General features: G+C 37.8%; 10 protein-coding genes. 4 read left to right on the top strand and 6 right to left on the bottom strand.

Annotated features, from left to right (window positions below; translation table 11 throughout):
* Window positions 1–174 precede the first annotated feature (174 nt).
* Genes SOM16_RS09930 through SOM16_RS09915 form a run of 4 tightly spaced genes read right to left on the bottom strand, consistent with a single transcriptional unit; the run spans window position 175 to window position 4,718 of the window.
* Entirely contained in the window at window positions 175–1,722 is a 1,548-nt protein-coding gene (locus SOM16_RS09930) for a DHA2 family efflux MFS transporter permease subunit (protein WP_029281631.1), read from the bottom strand.
* A gap of 7 nt (window positions 1,723–1,729) precedes the next feature.
* Window positions 1,730–2,767, bottom strand: coding sequence for an HlyD family secretion protein (locus SOM16_RS09925; RefSeq protein ID WP_320463850.1), 1,038 nt, complete (start codon window positions 2,765–2,767; stop codon window positions 1,730–1,732).
* Between the two features lie 8 nt (window positions 2,768–2,775).
* A complete protein-coding gene (locus tag SOM16_RS09920; RefSeq protein WP_320463849.1) occupies window positions 2,776–4,095 on the bottom strand; it encodes a TolC family protein in 1,320 nt (439 codons plus the stop codon).
* Window positions 4,092–4,718 (bottom strand): TetR/AcrR family transcriptional regulator, encoded by a 627-nt coding sequence (locus tag SOM16_RS09915; protein WP_320463848.1) that lies wholly within the window; start codon window positions 4,716–4,718, stop codon window positions 4,092–4,094. The genes SOM16_RS09920 and SOM16_RS09915 overlap by 4 nt, the downstream gene beginning before the upstream one ends.
* 271 nt (window positions 4,719–4,989) lie before the next feature.
* Between SOM16_RS09915 and SOM16_RS09910 the strand changes: the two genes are divergently transcribed.
* Window positions 4,990–5,175 (top strand): hypothetical protein, encoded by a 186-nt coding sequence (locus SOM16_RS09910; RefSeq protein WP_320463847.1) that lies wholly within the window; start codon window positions 4,990–4,992, stop codon window positions 5,173–5,175.
* Window positions 5,176–5,227: 52 nt separating this feature from the next.
* On the top strand, window positions 5,228–5,797 hold the full coding sequence (locus tag SOM16_RS09905; RefSeq protein WP_320463846.1) for a DUF2911 domain-containing protein: 570 nt from the start codon (window positions 5,228–5,230) through the stop codon (window positions 5,795–5,797).
* Window positions 5,798–5,982: 185 nt separating this feature from the next.
* Here the strand turns inward: SOM16_RS09905 and SOM16_RS09900 are convergent, their stop codons facing one another.
* A complete protein-coding gene (locus SOM16_RS09900) occupies window positions 5,983–8,355 on the bottom strand; it encodes a phosphocholine-specific phospholipase C (protein WP_320463845.1) in 2,373 nt (790 codons plus the stop codon).
* A gap of 46 nt (window positions 8,356–8,401) precedes the next feature.
* A complete protein-coding gene (locus tag SOM16_RS09895; RefSeq protein ID WP_320463844.1) occupies window positions 8,402–9,904 on the bottom strand; it encodes a family 16 glycosylhydrolase in 1,503 nt (500 codons plus the stop codon).
* Window positions 9,905–10,871: 967 nt separating this feature from the next.
* Between SOM16_RS09895 and SOM16_RS09890 the strand changes: the two genes are divergently transcribed.
* Window positions 10,872–14,186, top strand: coding sequence for a DUF4175 family protein (locus tag SOM16_RS09890; protein WP_320463843.1), 3,315 nt, complete (start codon window positions 10,872–10,874; stop codon window positions 14,184–14,186).
* Between the two features lie 125 nt (window positions 14,187–14,311).
* A complete protein-coding gene (ybeY, locus tag SOM16_RS09885) occupies window positions 14,312–14,749 on the top strand; it encodes an rRNA maturation RNase YbeY (protein WP_320463842.1) in 438 nt (145 codons plus the stop codon).
* The last annotated feature ends 456 nt before the right edge of the window (window positions 14,750–15,205 follow it).

Here is a 15,205-nt window from a genome sequence, read left to right as displayed (position 1 = left end):
TTTCAGTTGATGAGACACAAACCGATAGAAAATAACATTCTGCCGCGGTACCCGCAACCGCCTTCACATATGAATAATCCTTAGGTTAAATCACCGTTCTTTGAATCCCTCTCTTGTGGAAAGGTAGCGCAATGACCTAACCTAATAAATAACCCTTAAAAAGGAGACGACACCTTAATGCGCATCAGTAACAATGTTTGCATTTTTCTTAAATTTCTGCAGATAAAGAAGCGGAATAGAGAATAACATAATCAACCCTGCAACCCAATAAGCATCACTATAGGTAAGCAGCATGGTTTGCTTAATTACGGTACCTTCAATTGCTTTCATGGCCATTAATTTTGCATCTATAAAAGAAGTACCTTTAGCCATAAAGCCACTGGTTAGCGCATTTAATTTTTGGGTAAAAGCCGGGTTATATTCATTGATGTTGGTTAGCAGGTTATTTCTATGGAAACCGGCACGAACATGAATTAGAGTCGTTAATGCTGCAATTCCAAATGAACCTCCAAGCTGCCTGCTCATGTTATTTAAGCCAGAACCCTGACCAATCTCGGCTCCGGATAAATCTTGCATAGCCAGCGTAGTTAAAGGCACAAACAATAGCGCCATACCAAAACCCCTGATCACCAATGGCCAAAAGAAATCACCTGTGCCTGAAGCCAATGTAGAATTACTCAGCATCCAACAGAAAACGAAGAATAAAAACATTCCTCCGGTAGCCATAAACTGTGCCGGCACTCCTTTCTTAAGCATAATACCAATAAATGGCATCATGGCAATGGTACAAATACCTCCTGCAATGAAAAGTTTACCGGTTTGTAAGGGCGTAAACCCTAACAAATTCTGCGCAAATACAGGGAAAACGAATACCGAACCGTAAAGTCCAAATCCTAAAATAAAAGAGGTAAACATCCCGATAGAGAAGCTTCTTTTTTTCATAATCCGAAGGTTTACGATAGGAAACTCGGTAGCAGTTTCTCTCCAGATGAAAAGCAGTAAGCCGAAAACAGATATTACAGCCAATGCGGTAATATATGGAGTTGAAAACCAATCTTCGCTTTCTCCCTTTTCTAAAACGGTTTGCAAACTACCCACGGCTATTGCCAATAAAGCAATTCCCCACCAATCCACGGGCTTCCCTTTTCCGTCTTTCGGTGTCTCTCGAATAAAGGTATAGGTACAGTAGGCGGCGAGGATTCCGACGGGAATATTAACATAGAAAATCCATGGCCAATCGGCTACTTCTAAAATATAACCACCAATGGTTGGGCCCACGGTAGGGCCAACAACGGCACCTAAACCAAATAAAGCTGTGGCGATACCTACATCTTCCCGGGGCCAGGTTTCGATCAGAATGGCTTGTGCGGTTGAAATCAATCCGCCACCGGCAACGCCTTGTAAAATCCTAAACAGAATCAGTTCATTTAAAGATGTGGCGTTACCACATAAAAATGAAACCAATGTAAAAACGATAATAGAGGTTAAGAAATAATTTTTACGCCCGAAACGACTGCCCAGCCAGCCCGACATGGGCAGGATGATCACATTCGCAACAGCATAACCAGTAGATAACCAGGCGATATCTTCGAGGGTAGCGCCCAGGTTTCCCTGTATTTGAGGAATTGCTACGTTTACAATAGTCGTATCAATCAGCTCCAATAAAGACGCTGTGATTACTGTAAAAGTAATAATCCACTTTTTTAAACCTACTTCGGCCATTATATGATTAGTTAGTAGAAACGGAAGCTTTAACGCTCATTCCTGGACGTAATTTGGCTAACATTTCTTTTGATGGATGAATTTTAATTTTTACAGGGATACGTTGAACAACTTTTACAAAGTTACCTGTGGCATTATCTGGCGGCAATAAAGAACCTTTTGCACCAGTTATTGGAGAGAAGTTATAAACTTCACCCTGAATTTTCTCATCAGGATAAGCATCAACTTCAATTTCCACTTTAGAACCTGTTCTAATTTTTTCTAACTGCGTTTCTTTAAAGTTTGCAGTAACATAGATACTACCATCGTTCACAATAGAAAACAAGGATTGTCCTGCTTGAACCAATTGACCTTTTTGAACATTCTTTTTAGATACGATACCAGTTGCAGGCGCTTTAATGTCTGTGTAAGACAATTGAAGTTTTGCAAAATCGATATCACTCTGGCGCTGACTAATTACATTGTTGCTCACTGCCAGTTGAGATTGTGTTGTGCCTACTTGTTTAACCGCAGCGGTATATTGATCCTGAGCGGCCTGAAAAGCTGCCAGTGCAGATTCTTGTGTAGCTTTTGCCTGATCAAATGCCTGTTGCGTAATTGATCCGTCTTTTACAAGATTTGCATAACGGGCATAATCTTTATTTGCTAAGTTTAGTTTAACTCTTGCTGCAGCAACATTTGCTTTTGCTGTGCTGGTATTCGCCTGTGTTGCAATAATTTGAGATTGAGCTACGCCAACACCAGCATTTGCACCTTTCTGGCCAGATTGTGCCTGCTCTAATTTTACCTTAAAATCATCATCATCAAGTTTTACTAAAACCTGTCCTTGGGCTACGTGTGTATTTTCTTCAAAATTGATATCCTTTACATAACCACCAACTCGTGCAACCACGGGGCTGATATCGCCATCAATCTGGGCATCATCCGTATCTACGTGCTTGCTGTAATAATTCCATTCTACGATACCAAAAACGATACCTATTACGAGTAATACACCTAAAATGATTGGTACTACTATATTCTTTTTTTTCTTTTCAGTTGTCATTGCTGTATTTATTGCGTTATTTTTCCTGTTGATTTTAGTAATGTATAGTATGCAATGCCTGCATCCGCTTTCGCTATTTCCAGATTTATTTTAGCCTGATACAAAAGCGTTTCAGCATCAATTCTGTCGGTAACTGAAGCTACATTGTTTTTATATTTTGATGCCAGCAATTTGTCGTTTTCAGTTGCCTGTGCTATTGAGGTTTCCAGCACCTGGATTTTATTCACAGCCACCTGGTAGGTTTGGAAATTTTTATTGATGTCTGTTTTAACCTGATCAGTTAAAACGTCTTTTTGAAGCGTAATCTCATTTTGTTCAATTTTAGCCTCGCTCACTTTATTTTTATTGGTCCAGAGACTGGCGATGTTCCAAGATACCGTTGCGCCAACGGTAACAGGCATTAGGTACTGATTAACCGGTGGAATGAAATTTCCACTTGGATTAATGTAATACAAGTTAGCACCAACAGCTACGGTGGGTAGCGTATTTGCCCTTACGGTTTTAATGTTATAATCTGCAACTTTGTTCCGCACATCAAGTTGTTTCAGTTCCTGGCGGTTAGTCATTGCCTGGGTGATATAATCATTTAATGATCCTACTGATTTTAAACTCAGGGTTGGATCAGTAATTTTAAGCTCCGTATCTTCTGGCAGACCCAAAAGAATATCGAGATTGTAGTTAATAATTTTACGATTGCTTTCAATATCCATTTGGCTCAGCGTAATATTTGCCTGTTGCAACTGGAAACGCAACACATCGTTTTTAGTTACAATACCTTGCTCAAAGAAGCGCTGTGCTTGTTTAATCTGTGCAGCAATTGATTCTAAATTCTGATCGACAACCTTTTTACTTTGTGCCACTTTATAGAGCGAATAATAGGTGTTGATTACCGCATAGGTAATTTCTTCCTTACTTTTATCGGCATCTAAGCGGGCCACATCTGCTAATAATTTAGTAGATTCTTTGGCATATTTTAATTTACCCCCACCATAAACCAATTCCTGAATGGCCGCAGTACCTACAAAAGCATCAGCTCTTTTAGGAAGTTGCAAAGATGAACCACCTCCGGGTAAGGTGAAAGTAGTGGTGGGAATTTCAGCATGGTTGTAAATGAAGCTGGCATTTGCTGATGGCAGCACATTATCTTTAACCACTTCAAGCTGTGCAACAGCCTGATCTATTTTATTCTGAGATAATTTTAAGTTTTTACTATTGGCTATGCCAAGTTCAATTGCCTGGTTAATGTTTAATTCTTTTGAGCTTTGTGCAAATAAAGCCGCAGGAACTAATGATGCCGCAAGCATTAATCTTATTGATTTGGGGATCATTTTTTTGTTGTTAAATAAACTGTTAGTAAATCTTGTAGGTGAGCCACCGCCCTGTCTTTCATCATTTTTTTATCTTTAGGCACATTTAAATCGAAGTCAGAATCCGGTATAACTTTATTTGGAGAAATCACAATATTGGTAAGCGTTCCCATAATGGTGGCAATAATGAGCCTGTTATCGGCTTCTCTAAAACTCCCGTCATCTTGCCCATCAGTTAAAATCTTTTCCAGCAACTGCATGTTCTGGCTCATTGCATCTTTAATTTTATTGTACATTTCAGGGCGCTGGGTTAACGACAACTCCCGATGCATCATTTTATGAAAAGACGGGTTAGCCAGAATGCGATTGGCATAGCCATCAATTACCCGGTTCAATTTTTCCATTGCAGAAATCTTATCTTCATTAATGATTTTCAATTGAGAACCGAAACCGGCAATGCGGCTATTCATAATCTCAATAAATACCCCTTCTTTTGAACCGAAATAATAATTAATCATTGCCATGTTAGCACCCGATTCCTTCGAAATCTGACGGGTTGATGTGCCCTCATAACCTGTTTCACAGAACAGTTTTTCGGCCGCATCCAGTATGGCTTGTTTTTTATCTATTTTTTCTATTTTCATTTCTTTTTGATCGCACAAAATTAATCAATCGTTTGATTAATATCCAAATGTTTTCATACTTCTTTTACATTACCCTGATAAAGCCTTAATTAATAGCAATTAATATTTTTTTGTTTAACTGATAAGCAGGGAGATTTAGGCTAAGGATTTCATTTTTTTATCGTCATGAAACATCTTGATAGCAAAAACTGTTAATTATTTAGAAAATTGACTGCTTATCACAAATCAAATTTTAAAATAAATACTAACTTTGCCACCAAATATTTAAAAAATGAGTTTACAAGAAAACAGCAGCAATAATTTCAACTGGTTATATTACGCATTAGGATTATTTTTTGGCGTTTTAACTGGAGCAATCATTACTCAGAATTACATCTTCGCTACGCTAGGTGGTGTTTTAGGAATGTTAACCGCCGGATTATTTTTAAATGCTATCGTTAAAGGTAGAAAATACTAACCCGCAGTTACCCACCAAGAATGTTCTTTTGAATTGAATTAACTCAAAGCAAATGAGAAATATTTTTATTATTGTTTTCGCTTTGTTGTGCTTTAGTACAAAAGCTCAGGAGCGTGTCTCTACCGAAATAAAATTCCCTCTTGCAGATCCTAGCCCGGCTGATATTCTTTATTTTCCTATTAATACACCAAAATCAAAAGATGGTGAGGGGTTAAAGCCTGTTATCAAGATTATTTACTCCCGTCCGCAAAAGAAAGGGCGAGAAATTTTTGGTGTACTGGAACAATATGGAAAGGTTTGGCGCTTTGGAGCCAATGAAAGTACAGAAATTCGCTTTTTTAAAAAAGTGACCATTGGTGGTAAAAAAATTAAAGCCGGTACTTATAGCTTATTTGCGATCCCGAATAAAGATAAGTGGACGATCATCATCAATAAGCAAACAGATAAGTGGGGCGCTTTTACTTACGATGCAACCAAAGACGTACTTCGTGTTGATGTTCCTGTTAAAGCCCTATCCAAGCCCATTGAATATTTCTCTTTAACATTTTTGCCGCTTACAAATGGTGCATCCTTAATTGCCGCCTGGGATAAAATCCAGGTAGAATTGCCAATAGGGTTTTAGGTCGGCCTACAAGGCCTTTTTTTCTTAACCACAAAGGAAAAAATCTCAGAATCGCAAAGCCATGGTTTGAACCACGAAGAGCACATAAATCTTCATTACGCACAGCCTTTTTCAATGAGATGGCAAACTGAATGAGCTTGCGTCTTTTTGCGTATAAATCAATAATATTTGCAATAACTGAAATATTACAGCACATTCCCCATAAAAGGGTCGGTTGTGGTAATCGCTCCCGTTTCTATCTTGCCAGCATAGCGATGTTTAAAAACCTCTTTCCCTTTCTTTATGATACTGAAGTCATACCAGTTGGCATTTTTAGAAAGATCTAATGAAACTTTTAAAGTAGTTTTTGCCTTCAAGTGAATTTTCTGCTCGCTTGCCTGATACTTATTATCTATAATTTGAATTTCCGTTGGATTATCTCCTTTGTTTTCCAACGATAAGATCAGATGACCTGAAAGCTTTTTAGGCACTAATCCAATCTCTTCAGGATAAGCGATGATGTGAATGTGTGAGTTGTTTTTATTGCCGGCAAAATGTCGGTAAAAGCCATTTGGTCCTGATATCGATAGGTCGTAAACCTGCCCATCAAAATCATTGATCTTGATCACTTCCTGTAATTGATCACCAGCCTTCACTGCATAAGCCCATATTTTTCCTTTAACACCTTTAAAACGGGCATTGGTGCTCATATTAAATGGCGCACCTGTATTCTCTATAGGATTACCAAAAGGTGTTTTAGCCGCTTGTAAAAGGATTTCTATCTGGTCATTTACCACATTCGCATCTACATTCAGTTGATATGGCAGTGCGCATGCTGGCTTTGTTCCATTTTCTTGTTTTGGAGCATGCGCAGAGGCTTGGGATGAAAAGGCTTCAAACTTATTGATTTTTGAAATTTCTGTTTCATTTAAAGCCGTTGGTCCGGATTGAGCCGGCTTATTTTTAGCATTACCAATACTGGCAACCACATCGTCTCTTTCTAATGGTGTTGGGCGTTTAATTTCTTCTCCATTATACGGCCTGAATACTGAAGTAAGATCGCCGCATATTGCTCTTCGCCAGTCGCTGATGTTATCACTTTTTATCTGTTTTCCGGTTTTCTTACTTAGCCATTTTTCCATAAACAGCAACGATGAGGTATGATCGAAGACCTGAGAGTTTACAAAACCTCCCCTGCTCCATGGCGAAGCAACCACAAATGGTACTCGGTAGCCTAAGCCAATCGGACTTCCTTTTTTGTTTTCGAAATCTGTTGCATAATTTATTCCGGCAGATACTTTCCCTGTAGCTGGATCATTTGGATTTGGAACCACAAATGGTGGTTGATGATCAAAATAGCCATCGTTTTCATCATACGTTAAAATGAAAATGGTCTTTTTCCAAACTTCAGGATTTTTGGTTAAAATATCTAAGGCTTCACTTACATACCAGGTTCCGTAAAGCGGGGAACTGGTATGATCTGAAAATCGCTGTGGTGCCACCAGCCACGATACTGTTGGTAGTTTACCACTATCTACATCTTTTCGAAACTGATGAAAAATGTCTCCTTTAGGGATATTAATGGTTTCAGATTTACCCTGATCATTAGTAAATGTGAAAGGTTCAAGTTCAAGATAATCTTTTTCTTTGATGTTGGTTTGGAAAGCCTTATCTATCAGGTTCTTTTCTCTCTGCGAAAGCTGATCATATTTCGCCTGTACTTGCGCAGCAGATAAAGGTGGTTTCACGGTATGGTCGCCATTTTTTCTGAAGTAAGCAGAAAGCTTAACATGATGCCTGCTAACGTATTCAATGGGGTTATCTCCATAATTTCCCAACCAATCATCCACCTCTCCTTCCGGAAGCTTTGATGTCCACAGTTCATTTTGGTAAATTCTCCAATCTACCCCATTATCTTCTAACGTTTCCTGAAAAGTTGGCCAATCTACAAACACATTATTTTGTGATTCTGCCTGATCATTATTAACTACAGCTATTTGATTCGCACTTTTTTCTCCCCGAACTGTTCCGGTAAAGAAAAATAGGCGGTTTGGCGTAGTACCAGTTAAGGAGGAACAAAAATGCTGATCGCAAACGGTAAAAGCATCACCTAATGCATAATAAAACGGAATGTCTTTTCTATCGTAGTAAGCTAGTGTCATTGGTGTTTTTACGGGCACCCATTGATCATATTTACCACCATTTCGCGCCGCCACCTGATCATTCCACGAATGAGGCAAACCACCTTGCCAGGTAATTTTAGTTTTATTGATATCTACATGAAATGGTACATAAGTAAACCCCTGACCGTCTTTTTGCAGCCAAACTTTGTTTCCATCTGGTTGAATGTGTGGGTGTGGGTCGTTAAATCCACGTACACCTTTCATCGTTCCAAACATGTGGTCGAAAGATCGATTCTCCTGCATCAGAAATACAATGTGTTCAGCATCGTAAAAGCTACTCCCTAATTCCGGATCAATAGCCATTGCTTTAATTACTGCTGCTGATGATACACTAGCCATGCCTGCCGACCCGGCAAATAACGCTGCTTTTTTTAAAAATGCCCTGCGAGAATCCATATTTCAGTTTACAATTTTCAGTTTTCAGTTCGTAACTTATATTTCCTTATTTCTGATAAACCCTTACGTAATCCACTTTCATAGTTGCCGGGAAAATGGCATCATCCACTCCTTTTTTACCTCCCCAGTTACCACCAACAGCCATATTTAAAATGATGTGGAAATTCTGGTCGAATGGCCAGTATGCACTCCCTTTCCCATTATTTTTAAAGGTGAGGTATTTTTGGTCATCAATGAAAAAGTCAATCTTATCTTTAAACCATTCTACTGCGTAAACATGGTAAGCATCATATGGATTAATTTTCAAAGCCTTCCCTACCTGAGTATTAATCATGTGGTTAAACTTTTCAGTATGCACTGTTCCATGCACGCTATCTGGCTCATAGCCAACATGCTCCATAATATCTATTTCACCACTTTTTGGCCAATCGCCATATTTCCAATCTGTAGGCAACGCCCAGATTGCAGGCCAAAAACCTCTTCCTTTTGGAAGCATTGCCCTCACCTCTACCCTTCCATATTTAAAATCAAACTTGTTTTTGGTTACTAACCTAGCCGAGGTATATTCATTTTTATCCTTTGCTATTTTAAGTGCTGTGATGTTTAAGTTGCCTTTAGTTACTTTGGCATTCGATGTATCAGCATCTGTATAATATTGCAATTCGTTATTACCCCAGCCTTTTCCGCCGACATCATAACTCCAGTTTTTTGTTAATGGCAAACCAGCATCATTAAATTCATCGCTCCATTTTAATTTCCAGCCTGTAGCCACTGGCGTTTTCTTCAATTGTTCAAAAAGCAATTCGGGTTCATTAGTGGTAATGTACTCTACCTGATGCGCCAAAAGCCATTGCATTTCCGGCATTGCATTTACTGTCCACGCATTAACGGTTAAACCCAGTTGATGCGCATTTTCTATCCATCCGTCTTTCTGATAAATACTGTAATGATAATCTGCGCCCGTTAATCGATCGGCTTTAAGCTGTGCCGCACTGATTTCTCCACGCAAATAGGCCACCTTTGCTTTTGGTAATCGTTCAACCACCCGTTTGCAATAATCGTAGTCGAAGCTGATGTATTCTACCCAATCCAGCATACCTAGTTTTTTAACCATATCTATACTGGCATTGGTTACTTCTATTCCCCTTTCTTTGCTGATCAGGGATGGCTTTATCTCCAGAATTAATTTGGTTGTATTTTGCTTTTTACCTTCCAGCAGATAATTTTCCAGTGTAGGAATTTTCTCCCCATTACTCATCGTTTTGGTCAGTAAATCGGTATAATTAACTTTCTCTATCGTTAACCCCTGAAATTCCGGATCGTGGTTAATAACTAAAACTTTATCCAAAGTCATCCACACATCGAACTCAGATCCATAACAACCTAAACGAACTGCTTCTTTAAGAGAGGCGATTGAATTTTCAGGAAATTTATTTTTCTTCCACGCTCCGCGGTGAGCAATGACCTGATTTTTATTCCAATTAAATTTTTGAGCAAACGAAGCTGTGAAAATTAAAACCATAAAGGTTAATATATATAATCGTTTCATATTTTGGCTTTTTACGAAAGATCAAAAGTAGATTTTTAGAGCAAGATCAATTTTAAATCTATGTAACCTTTGTATTAAGTTAATCAAGATAACAATTTTTAAATGAGGATGTGATTAATAATCAGACTGAAAATATTGCCACGGAAACACAGATTTACACGGAATACATTTGAAGATCTTCCGTGGTTCAGTGCTTCCGTGGCAAAAAATACGAACTCATAACAAGGAATGATGTGGCTAATAATGTTGCCACGAAAACACAGATTTACACGGAATAGGTTTGAAGATTTTTCGTGGTTCAGTGCTTCCGTGGCAAAAAAGACCAAGTCATAGCAAGGAGTTATGTGTGGTTAATAATTAGAAGAATAAAAATGTTGCCACGGAAACGCAGATTTACACGGAATAAGGTTGAAGAATCTTCCGTGGTTCAGTGCTTCCGTGGCAAAAAAGACCAAGTCATAGCAAGGAGTTATGTGTGGTTAATAATTAGAAGAATAAAAATATTGCCACGGAAACGCAGATTTACACGGAATAGGGTTGAAGAATCTTCCGTGGTTCAGTGCTTCCGTGGCAAAAAATACGAACTCATAACAAGGAATGATGTGGCTAATAATATTGCCACGGAAACACAGATTTACACGGAATAGGTTTGAAGATTTTCCGTGGTTCAGTGCTTCCGTGGCAAAAAATACCAACTCATAACAAGGAATGATGTGGCTAATAATATTGCCACAGAAACACAGATTTTCACGGAACAAGTTTGAAGATTTTCCGTGGTTCAGCGCTTCCGTGGCAAAAAATACCAACACATAGCAAAGATTATATGTGGTTAAAAATCAAGTCCATAAAAATGTTGCCACGGAGACACAGATTTACACGGAATAGGAAATAAATGATTTGAAATAAACGCGTTACCTTACAGCAGGTTCTTTTAATTGATGGGAACAATTTTTACATTTACGGTGATATGGTAAGCAATAACTACAATGAATTACTAAAAAAGATAGAAGAGTTTATCCGTAAGTTCTATTTGAATAGAATTTTGCGAGGGAGCATCTACGCGGCTGCCACGCTCCTCGCCCTATATTTAGTAGTATTTTTAAGCTTGTATTACCTTAACCCTACAGCCGGATTCAAAACATTTATCTTCTTTTCTTATGTATTGATTGGTTTCTTACTGATTGGTTTTTTAATCATCAAGCCACTTCTTTCCATGTTGAAATTAGGCAAGCACCTCTCTTTTGATGAAGCATCCGTAATTATTGGAGACCACTTTCACGATATTAAGGATAAACTTTTAAATACGCTTCAGTTACAGCAGTTATCAGCGCAACGCCCTGAAAATAATCAGCTGATTCTGGCCAGTATCGATCAGAAAATATTGGAGTTAAAACCTGTTCCCTTTTACACGGCTGTTCGCATTCATGATAATAAGAAATACCTTAAATATCTGTTTGGTCCGCTTGCTGTTATTCTCCTCATCGCAATTATTGCTCCTGCTATTTTACGCGATGGAACCACAAGTTTCTTGAAATATGATGAATATATCGCTCCAAAAGCACCCTTTAGCTTCAATTTATTGAATAAAAATCTAATCATTACACAAGGCGATGACCTCACACTTCACTTGAAATTGAAAGGAGATGAGCTTCCAGCGGACGTATATGTGGAGGATGAAAAGAATACTTATAAGCTGGAAAAAGAACAGACTACCAAATTTAATTACACGCTTAAAAATGTACAGAGCGATAAAAAACTAATCTTTAAAGGTGGTGGTTTTAGTTCTGCCGTGTTTCTGATTAACGTTAAACCACGTCCTGAATTGTTAAGCGCAACTGCTACTTTAAGCTATCCGGGCTACCTGGGTAAAAAAAATGAAGTGGTTGCAAATGTTGGCGATATGCTTTTACCAGAAGGCACTCGGGTGACCTGGAACTTTAAAACAGAAAAAAGTAACGCCCTCCTTTTCATTTTAAATGGTACCGAAAATACACTGAAGGTGATAGAAAATGCATCGGCATTTGGCACTACCATCAAAAATAATTCGAAGTATAGCATTACGCCTAAGAATGATTTTATCGCTGTAAAAGACTCTTTATCACATCAAATTACGGTTATTAAAGATCAGTCGCCAGAAATAGCAGTAAAGGAAAAGGCAGATTCAATAAGCAATAAAGCGTTATATTTTAGCGGACAGGTAACTGATGATTATGGCTTTAGCCGATTAAGTTTCAAGTATAATATCAAGGAAAATAATAAACTCATCAGTGCGGTTACTAAAAATATCCCAATCAAAAGTAATGCTATAGAAAACCAATTCTTCTATTTCTGGGACTTGAAATTGGTTTCAGTGAAGCCTGGACAAGATATTGAATATTATTTTGAAGTTGCTGATAACGATGGTGTTAACGGTGCTAAAATTACCCGTTCTGAACTTAAAATCTTTAAATCACCAACTCAAAAAGAAACGGCAGAACTGGTAAATGCGAACAGCCAGGCACTAAAGAAAAAAGTTCAATCGGCCATTCGTTTAGCCAACACGATTGAAAAGGAAAGTAAAAAGGTTGCAGAAAGTTTAATTGATAAAAAACAGATCTCTTTCGAGGATAAAAAACAAATTGAAGCGCTATTAGAGAAACAAAAGCAATTGGATGAAGCAGTAAAGGAGATTAAGGAACAAAATGATAAAAACATCCAGCAGCAGGAAGATCAAAAACAAACCGAAGAACTTCTGGAAAAGCAAAAGCAGATTAAAGATTTGTTCGATCATGTGCTTGACGACAAAACAAAGGAGCTCTTGCAAAAGCTTCAGAATTTAATGAATGAGAAAAATAAGGATCAGACGCAGAACGAGCTTTCGAAAATGCAGTTGGATAATAAAACCCTTAAAAATGAATTAGATAGAATTTTGGAGTTGTACAAACAACTAGAATTTGAACAAAGTCTTCAGAATGATATCGACCGTTTAAATGAGTTGGCAAAAGAACAAAAGGAATTAAGCAAAGAAACCGGAGACAAAAAACAAGATAATGAATCGCTTAAACAGAAGCAAGATGCCCTTAATAAGGAGATGAAAGATTTAAAAGATGATTTGAAGAAACTGGAAGAAAAAAATAAATCTTTAGAGAAGCCAAATCCGTTTGAAAACCCTGAAAAAGATGTTCAGGAGATACAAAAAGAGCAACAAGACAGTAAAGATGCATTAGATAAAAAAGATGCTAAAGGCGCTAGTCAGAAGCAACAAAAAGCGGGCGAACAAATGGAGAAGCTCTCAAAAAAAATGAGCGAAATGCAGCAACAGGGCGAGGAAATGGAAAATAACCTGAATGCTAAAGAATTGCGCCGTTTATTGGAAAACTTATTAAATACATCATTTGAACAGGAAAAAGTGATGCTGACACTCAAAAAAATGAACCAGGCAGATCCATCGTATACAACCCATGTTCAAAAACAAAGGAGCATCAAAGATAATCTGAAAACTATTGCAGATAGTTTGTATGCCCTAAGTAAACGCGTTCCTCAAATTGAATCAACAGTTAACGAGGAAATGAATAAGATCAATTTCAACCTCGACAAAAGTTTAGAAAATTTGGGAGAAAGAAGAACGCCAGATGCGAATCGTTATCAGCAGTTTACCATGACTTCGATCAATAATCTATCTCTGATGTTAAGCGAAGCGCTTAATCAATTGCAGAACATGAGCAAAAATTCAAAAGGTGGTAGTGGTAAGAAGCAAAAGCAAGGGATGAAACAACTTTCGCAGATGCAGGAGCAATTAAATAAGAGTATGCAAAAGGCTCGTGAGCAGATGCAAAAATCTGGTGGCAACCAAGGGACTGTTGGCAAAGGACAGATGAGCCAGGAGTTTGGCAAGATGGCACAACAGCAGCAAATGATTCGCCAGGCATTGGAAAAAATTAACCGCGAAGAAAATAAAGATGGATCGGGCAAGATGGGTAACCTGAATGAAGCCATCAAAGAAATGAAACAGACGGAAAGTGATTTGGTTAATAAGCGTTTACAACAGGAAACACTGAACAGGCAGAAAGAGCTGTTAACCAAATTATTAAATGCTGAAAAAGCAGAGCGTGACCAGGAAGAAGATGCTAAACGTGAAAGTAAAGCGGCAAAGGAGTTTCCGCCGTCCTACCAAAAAATGCTTGAACAATATAAGCAACAGCAAAAAAATGGTAACGATATGTTGCAGAAGCTACCGCCTAGTTTAAATTATTATTACAAAAATAAAATCGCTGAATACTTAAAATCATTAAATGATGAGTAATAATCTTTGCTATCTTCCATATAGCAAGAAATCCTAAATTGAATTTTAAAAAGAAATAATCTGCAAACCTGCAGCTAAGTTACCTGCATAATATTTCTTAAATTTGCAGCCTTAAACAAACTAAAATGCCTGCAATTTCCTTTTTTACAGAATCAATTTCTTATCGTCTCCCTCAAAAACTAAAGGTTAAAAAATGGATTAAAGCCGCCATAGAAAAGGAGGGTTTTAAGTTGCAGGAACTCAACTTTATTTTCTGCAGTGATGAGTACCTCTTAGGGATTAACCAACAATATTTAAATCACGATACTTACACTGATATCATTACTTTTGATAATTCAGAAATAGATAAGCAAATCGTTAGCGATATCTTCATTAGCATAGAACGGGTAAAAGAGAATGCAAAAACATTTAACACAAATGATTTTGATGAGGTATGCCGCATTATGATTCATGGAACACTCCATTTGTTAGGCTACAAGGATAAAGGTAAAGTAGCGAAAGCTTTGATGACTCAAAAAGAAGATGAGTATTTGAATTATAGAACTAATGTTGGCTTGGTTTAAACCAGACATATACTGAAAATAGTTGTTGTTTATCTCAAGTAGAATCTATCTGATACTACCGTTGGTATTCTAAATTAGTGAAAAGATTACCATGTGTGACTTACCTGTAACTGTATCTAAACAGTTCTAGTAATATAATACCCACAACACCATAAAGACCAACTTCTAGAAGTTGGTTTCTCCATACACCTATCCCATTCGTCTATATACGAGAGCAGTTCGTCGATAATTAACCTATGCTGGTATATTATCCAGAAACCCATTGAAACGTTTGGCGGCATCTATTGTCTTATCAATATAAAAACACCAGAAGATGACCTCATGCTATCGCTTAATGGCTTAAAGCATTTAAAAAAATAGTTTAGTTTTAGTTAATGATTGAAGCAGCGGCGGAGCGATTCCAGCCGCTGTTTTCGTTTGAAGTTCCCCTAAGGTTATGCCACAGAAATGCGAAGA

Source organism: Pedobacter sp. CFBP9032 (assembly GCF_034045265.1).
Taxonomy (GTDB): Bacteria; Bacteroidota; Bacteroidia; order Sphingobacteriales; family Sphingobacteriaceae; genus Pedobacter.
The sequence above is the reverse complement of the archived record's forward strand: the minus strand, read 5'-3'. Positions and strand labels throughout refer to the sequence as shown.

Excerpts from the sequence above, each read along its gene's own strand:
- SOM16_RS09930 (WP_029281631.1), bottom strand. The coding sequence starts at position 1,722 with ATGGCCGAAGTAGGTTTAAAAAAGTGGATTATTACTTTTACAGTAATC.
- SOM16_RS09915 (WP_320463848.1), bottom strand. The coding sequence starts at position 4,718 with ATGAAAATAGAAAAAATAGATAAAAAACAAGCCATACTGGATGCGGCC.
- SOM16_RS09900 (WP_320463845.1), bottom strand. The coding sequence starts at position 8,355 with ATGGATTCTCGCAGGGCATTTTTAAAAAAAGCAGCGTTATTTGCCGGG.
- SOM16_RS09905 (WP_320463846.1), top strand. The coding sequence starts at position 5,228 with ATGAGAAATATTTTTATTATTGTTTTCGCTTTGTTGTGCTTTAGTACA.
- SOM16_RS09920 (WP_320463849.1), bottom strand. The coding sequence starts at position 4,095 with ATGATCCCCAAATCAATAAGATTAATGCTTGCGGCATCATTAGTTCCT.
- SOM16_RS09910 (WP_320463847.1), top strand. The coding sequence starts at position 4,990 with ATGAGTTTACAAGAAAACAGCAGCAATAATTTCAACTGGTTATATTAC.
- SOM16_RS09925 (WP_320463850.1), bottom strand. The coding sequence starts at position 2,767 with ATGACAACTGAAAAGAAAAAAAAGAATATAGTAGTACCAATCATTTTA.
- SOM16_RS09895 (WP_320463844.1), bottom strand. The coding sequence starts at position 9,904 with ATGAAACGATTATATATATTAACCTTTATGGTTTTAATTTTCACAGCT.
- SOM16_RS09890 (WP_320463843.1), top strand. The coding sequence starts at position 10,872 with ATGGTAAGCAATAACTACAATGAATTACTAAAAAAGATAGAAGAGTTT.
- ybeY (WP_320463842.1), top strand. The coding sequence starts at position 14,312 with ATGCCTGCAATTTCCTTTTTTACAGAATCAATTTCTTATCGTCTCCCT.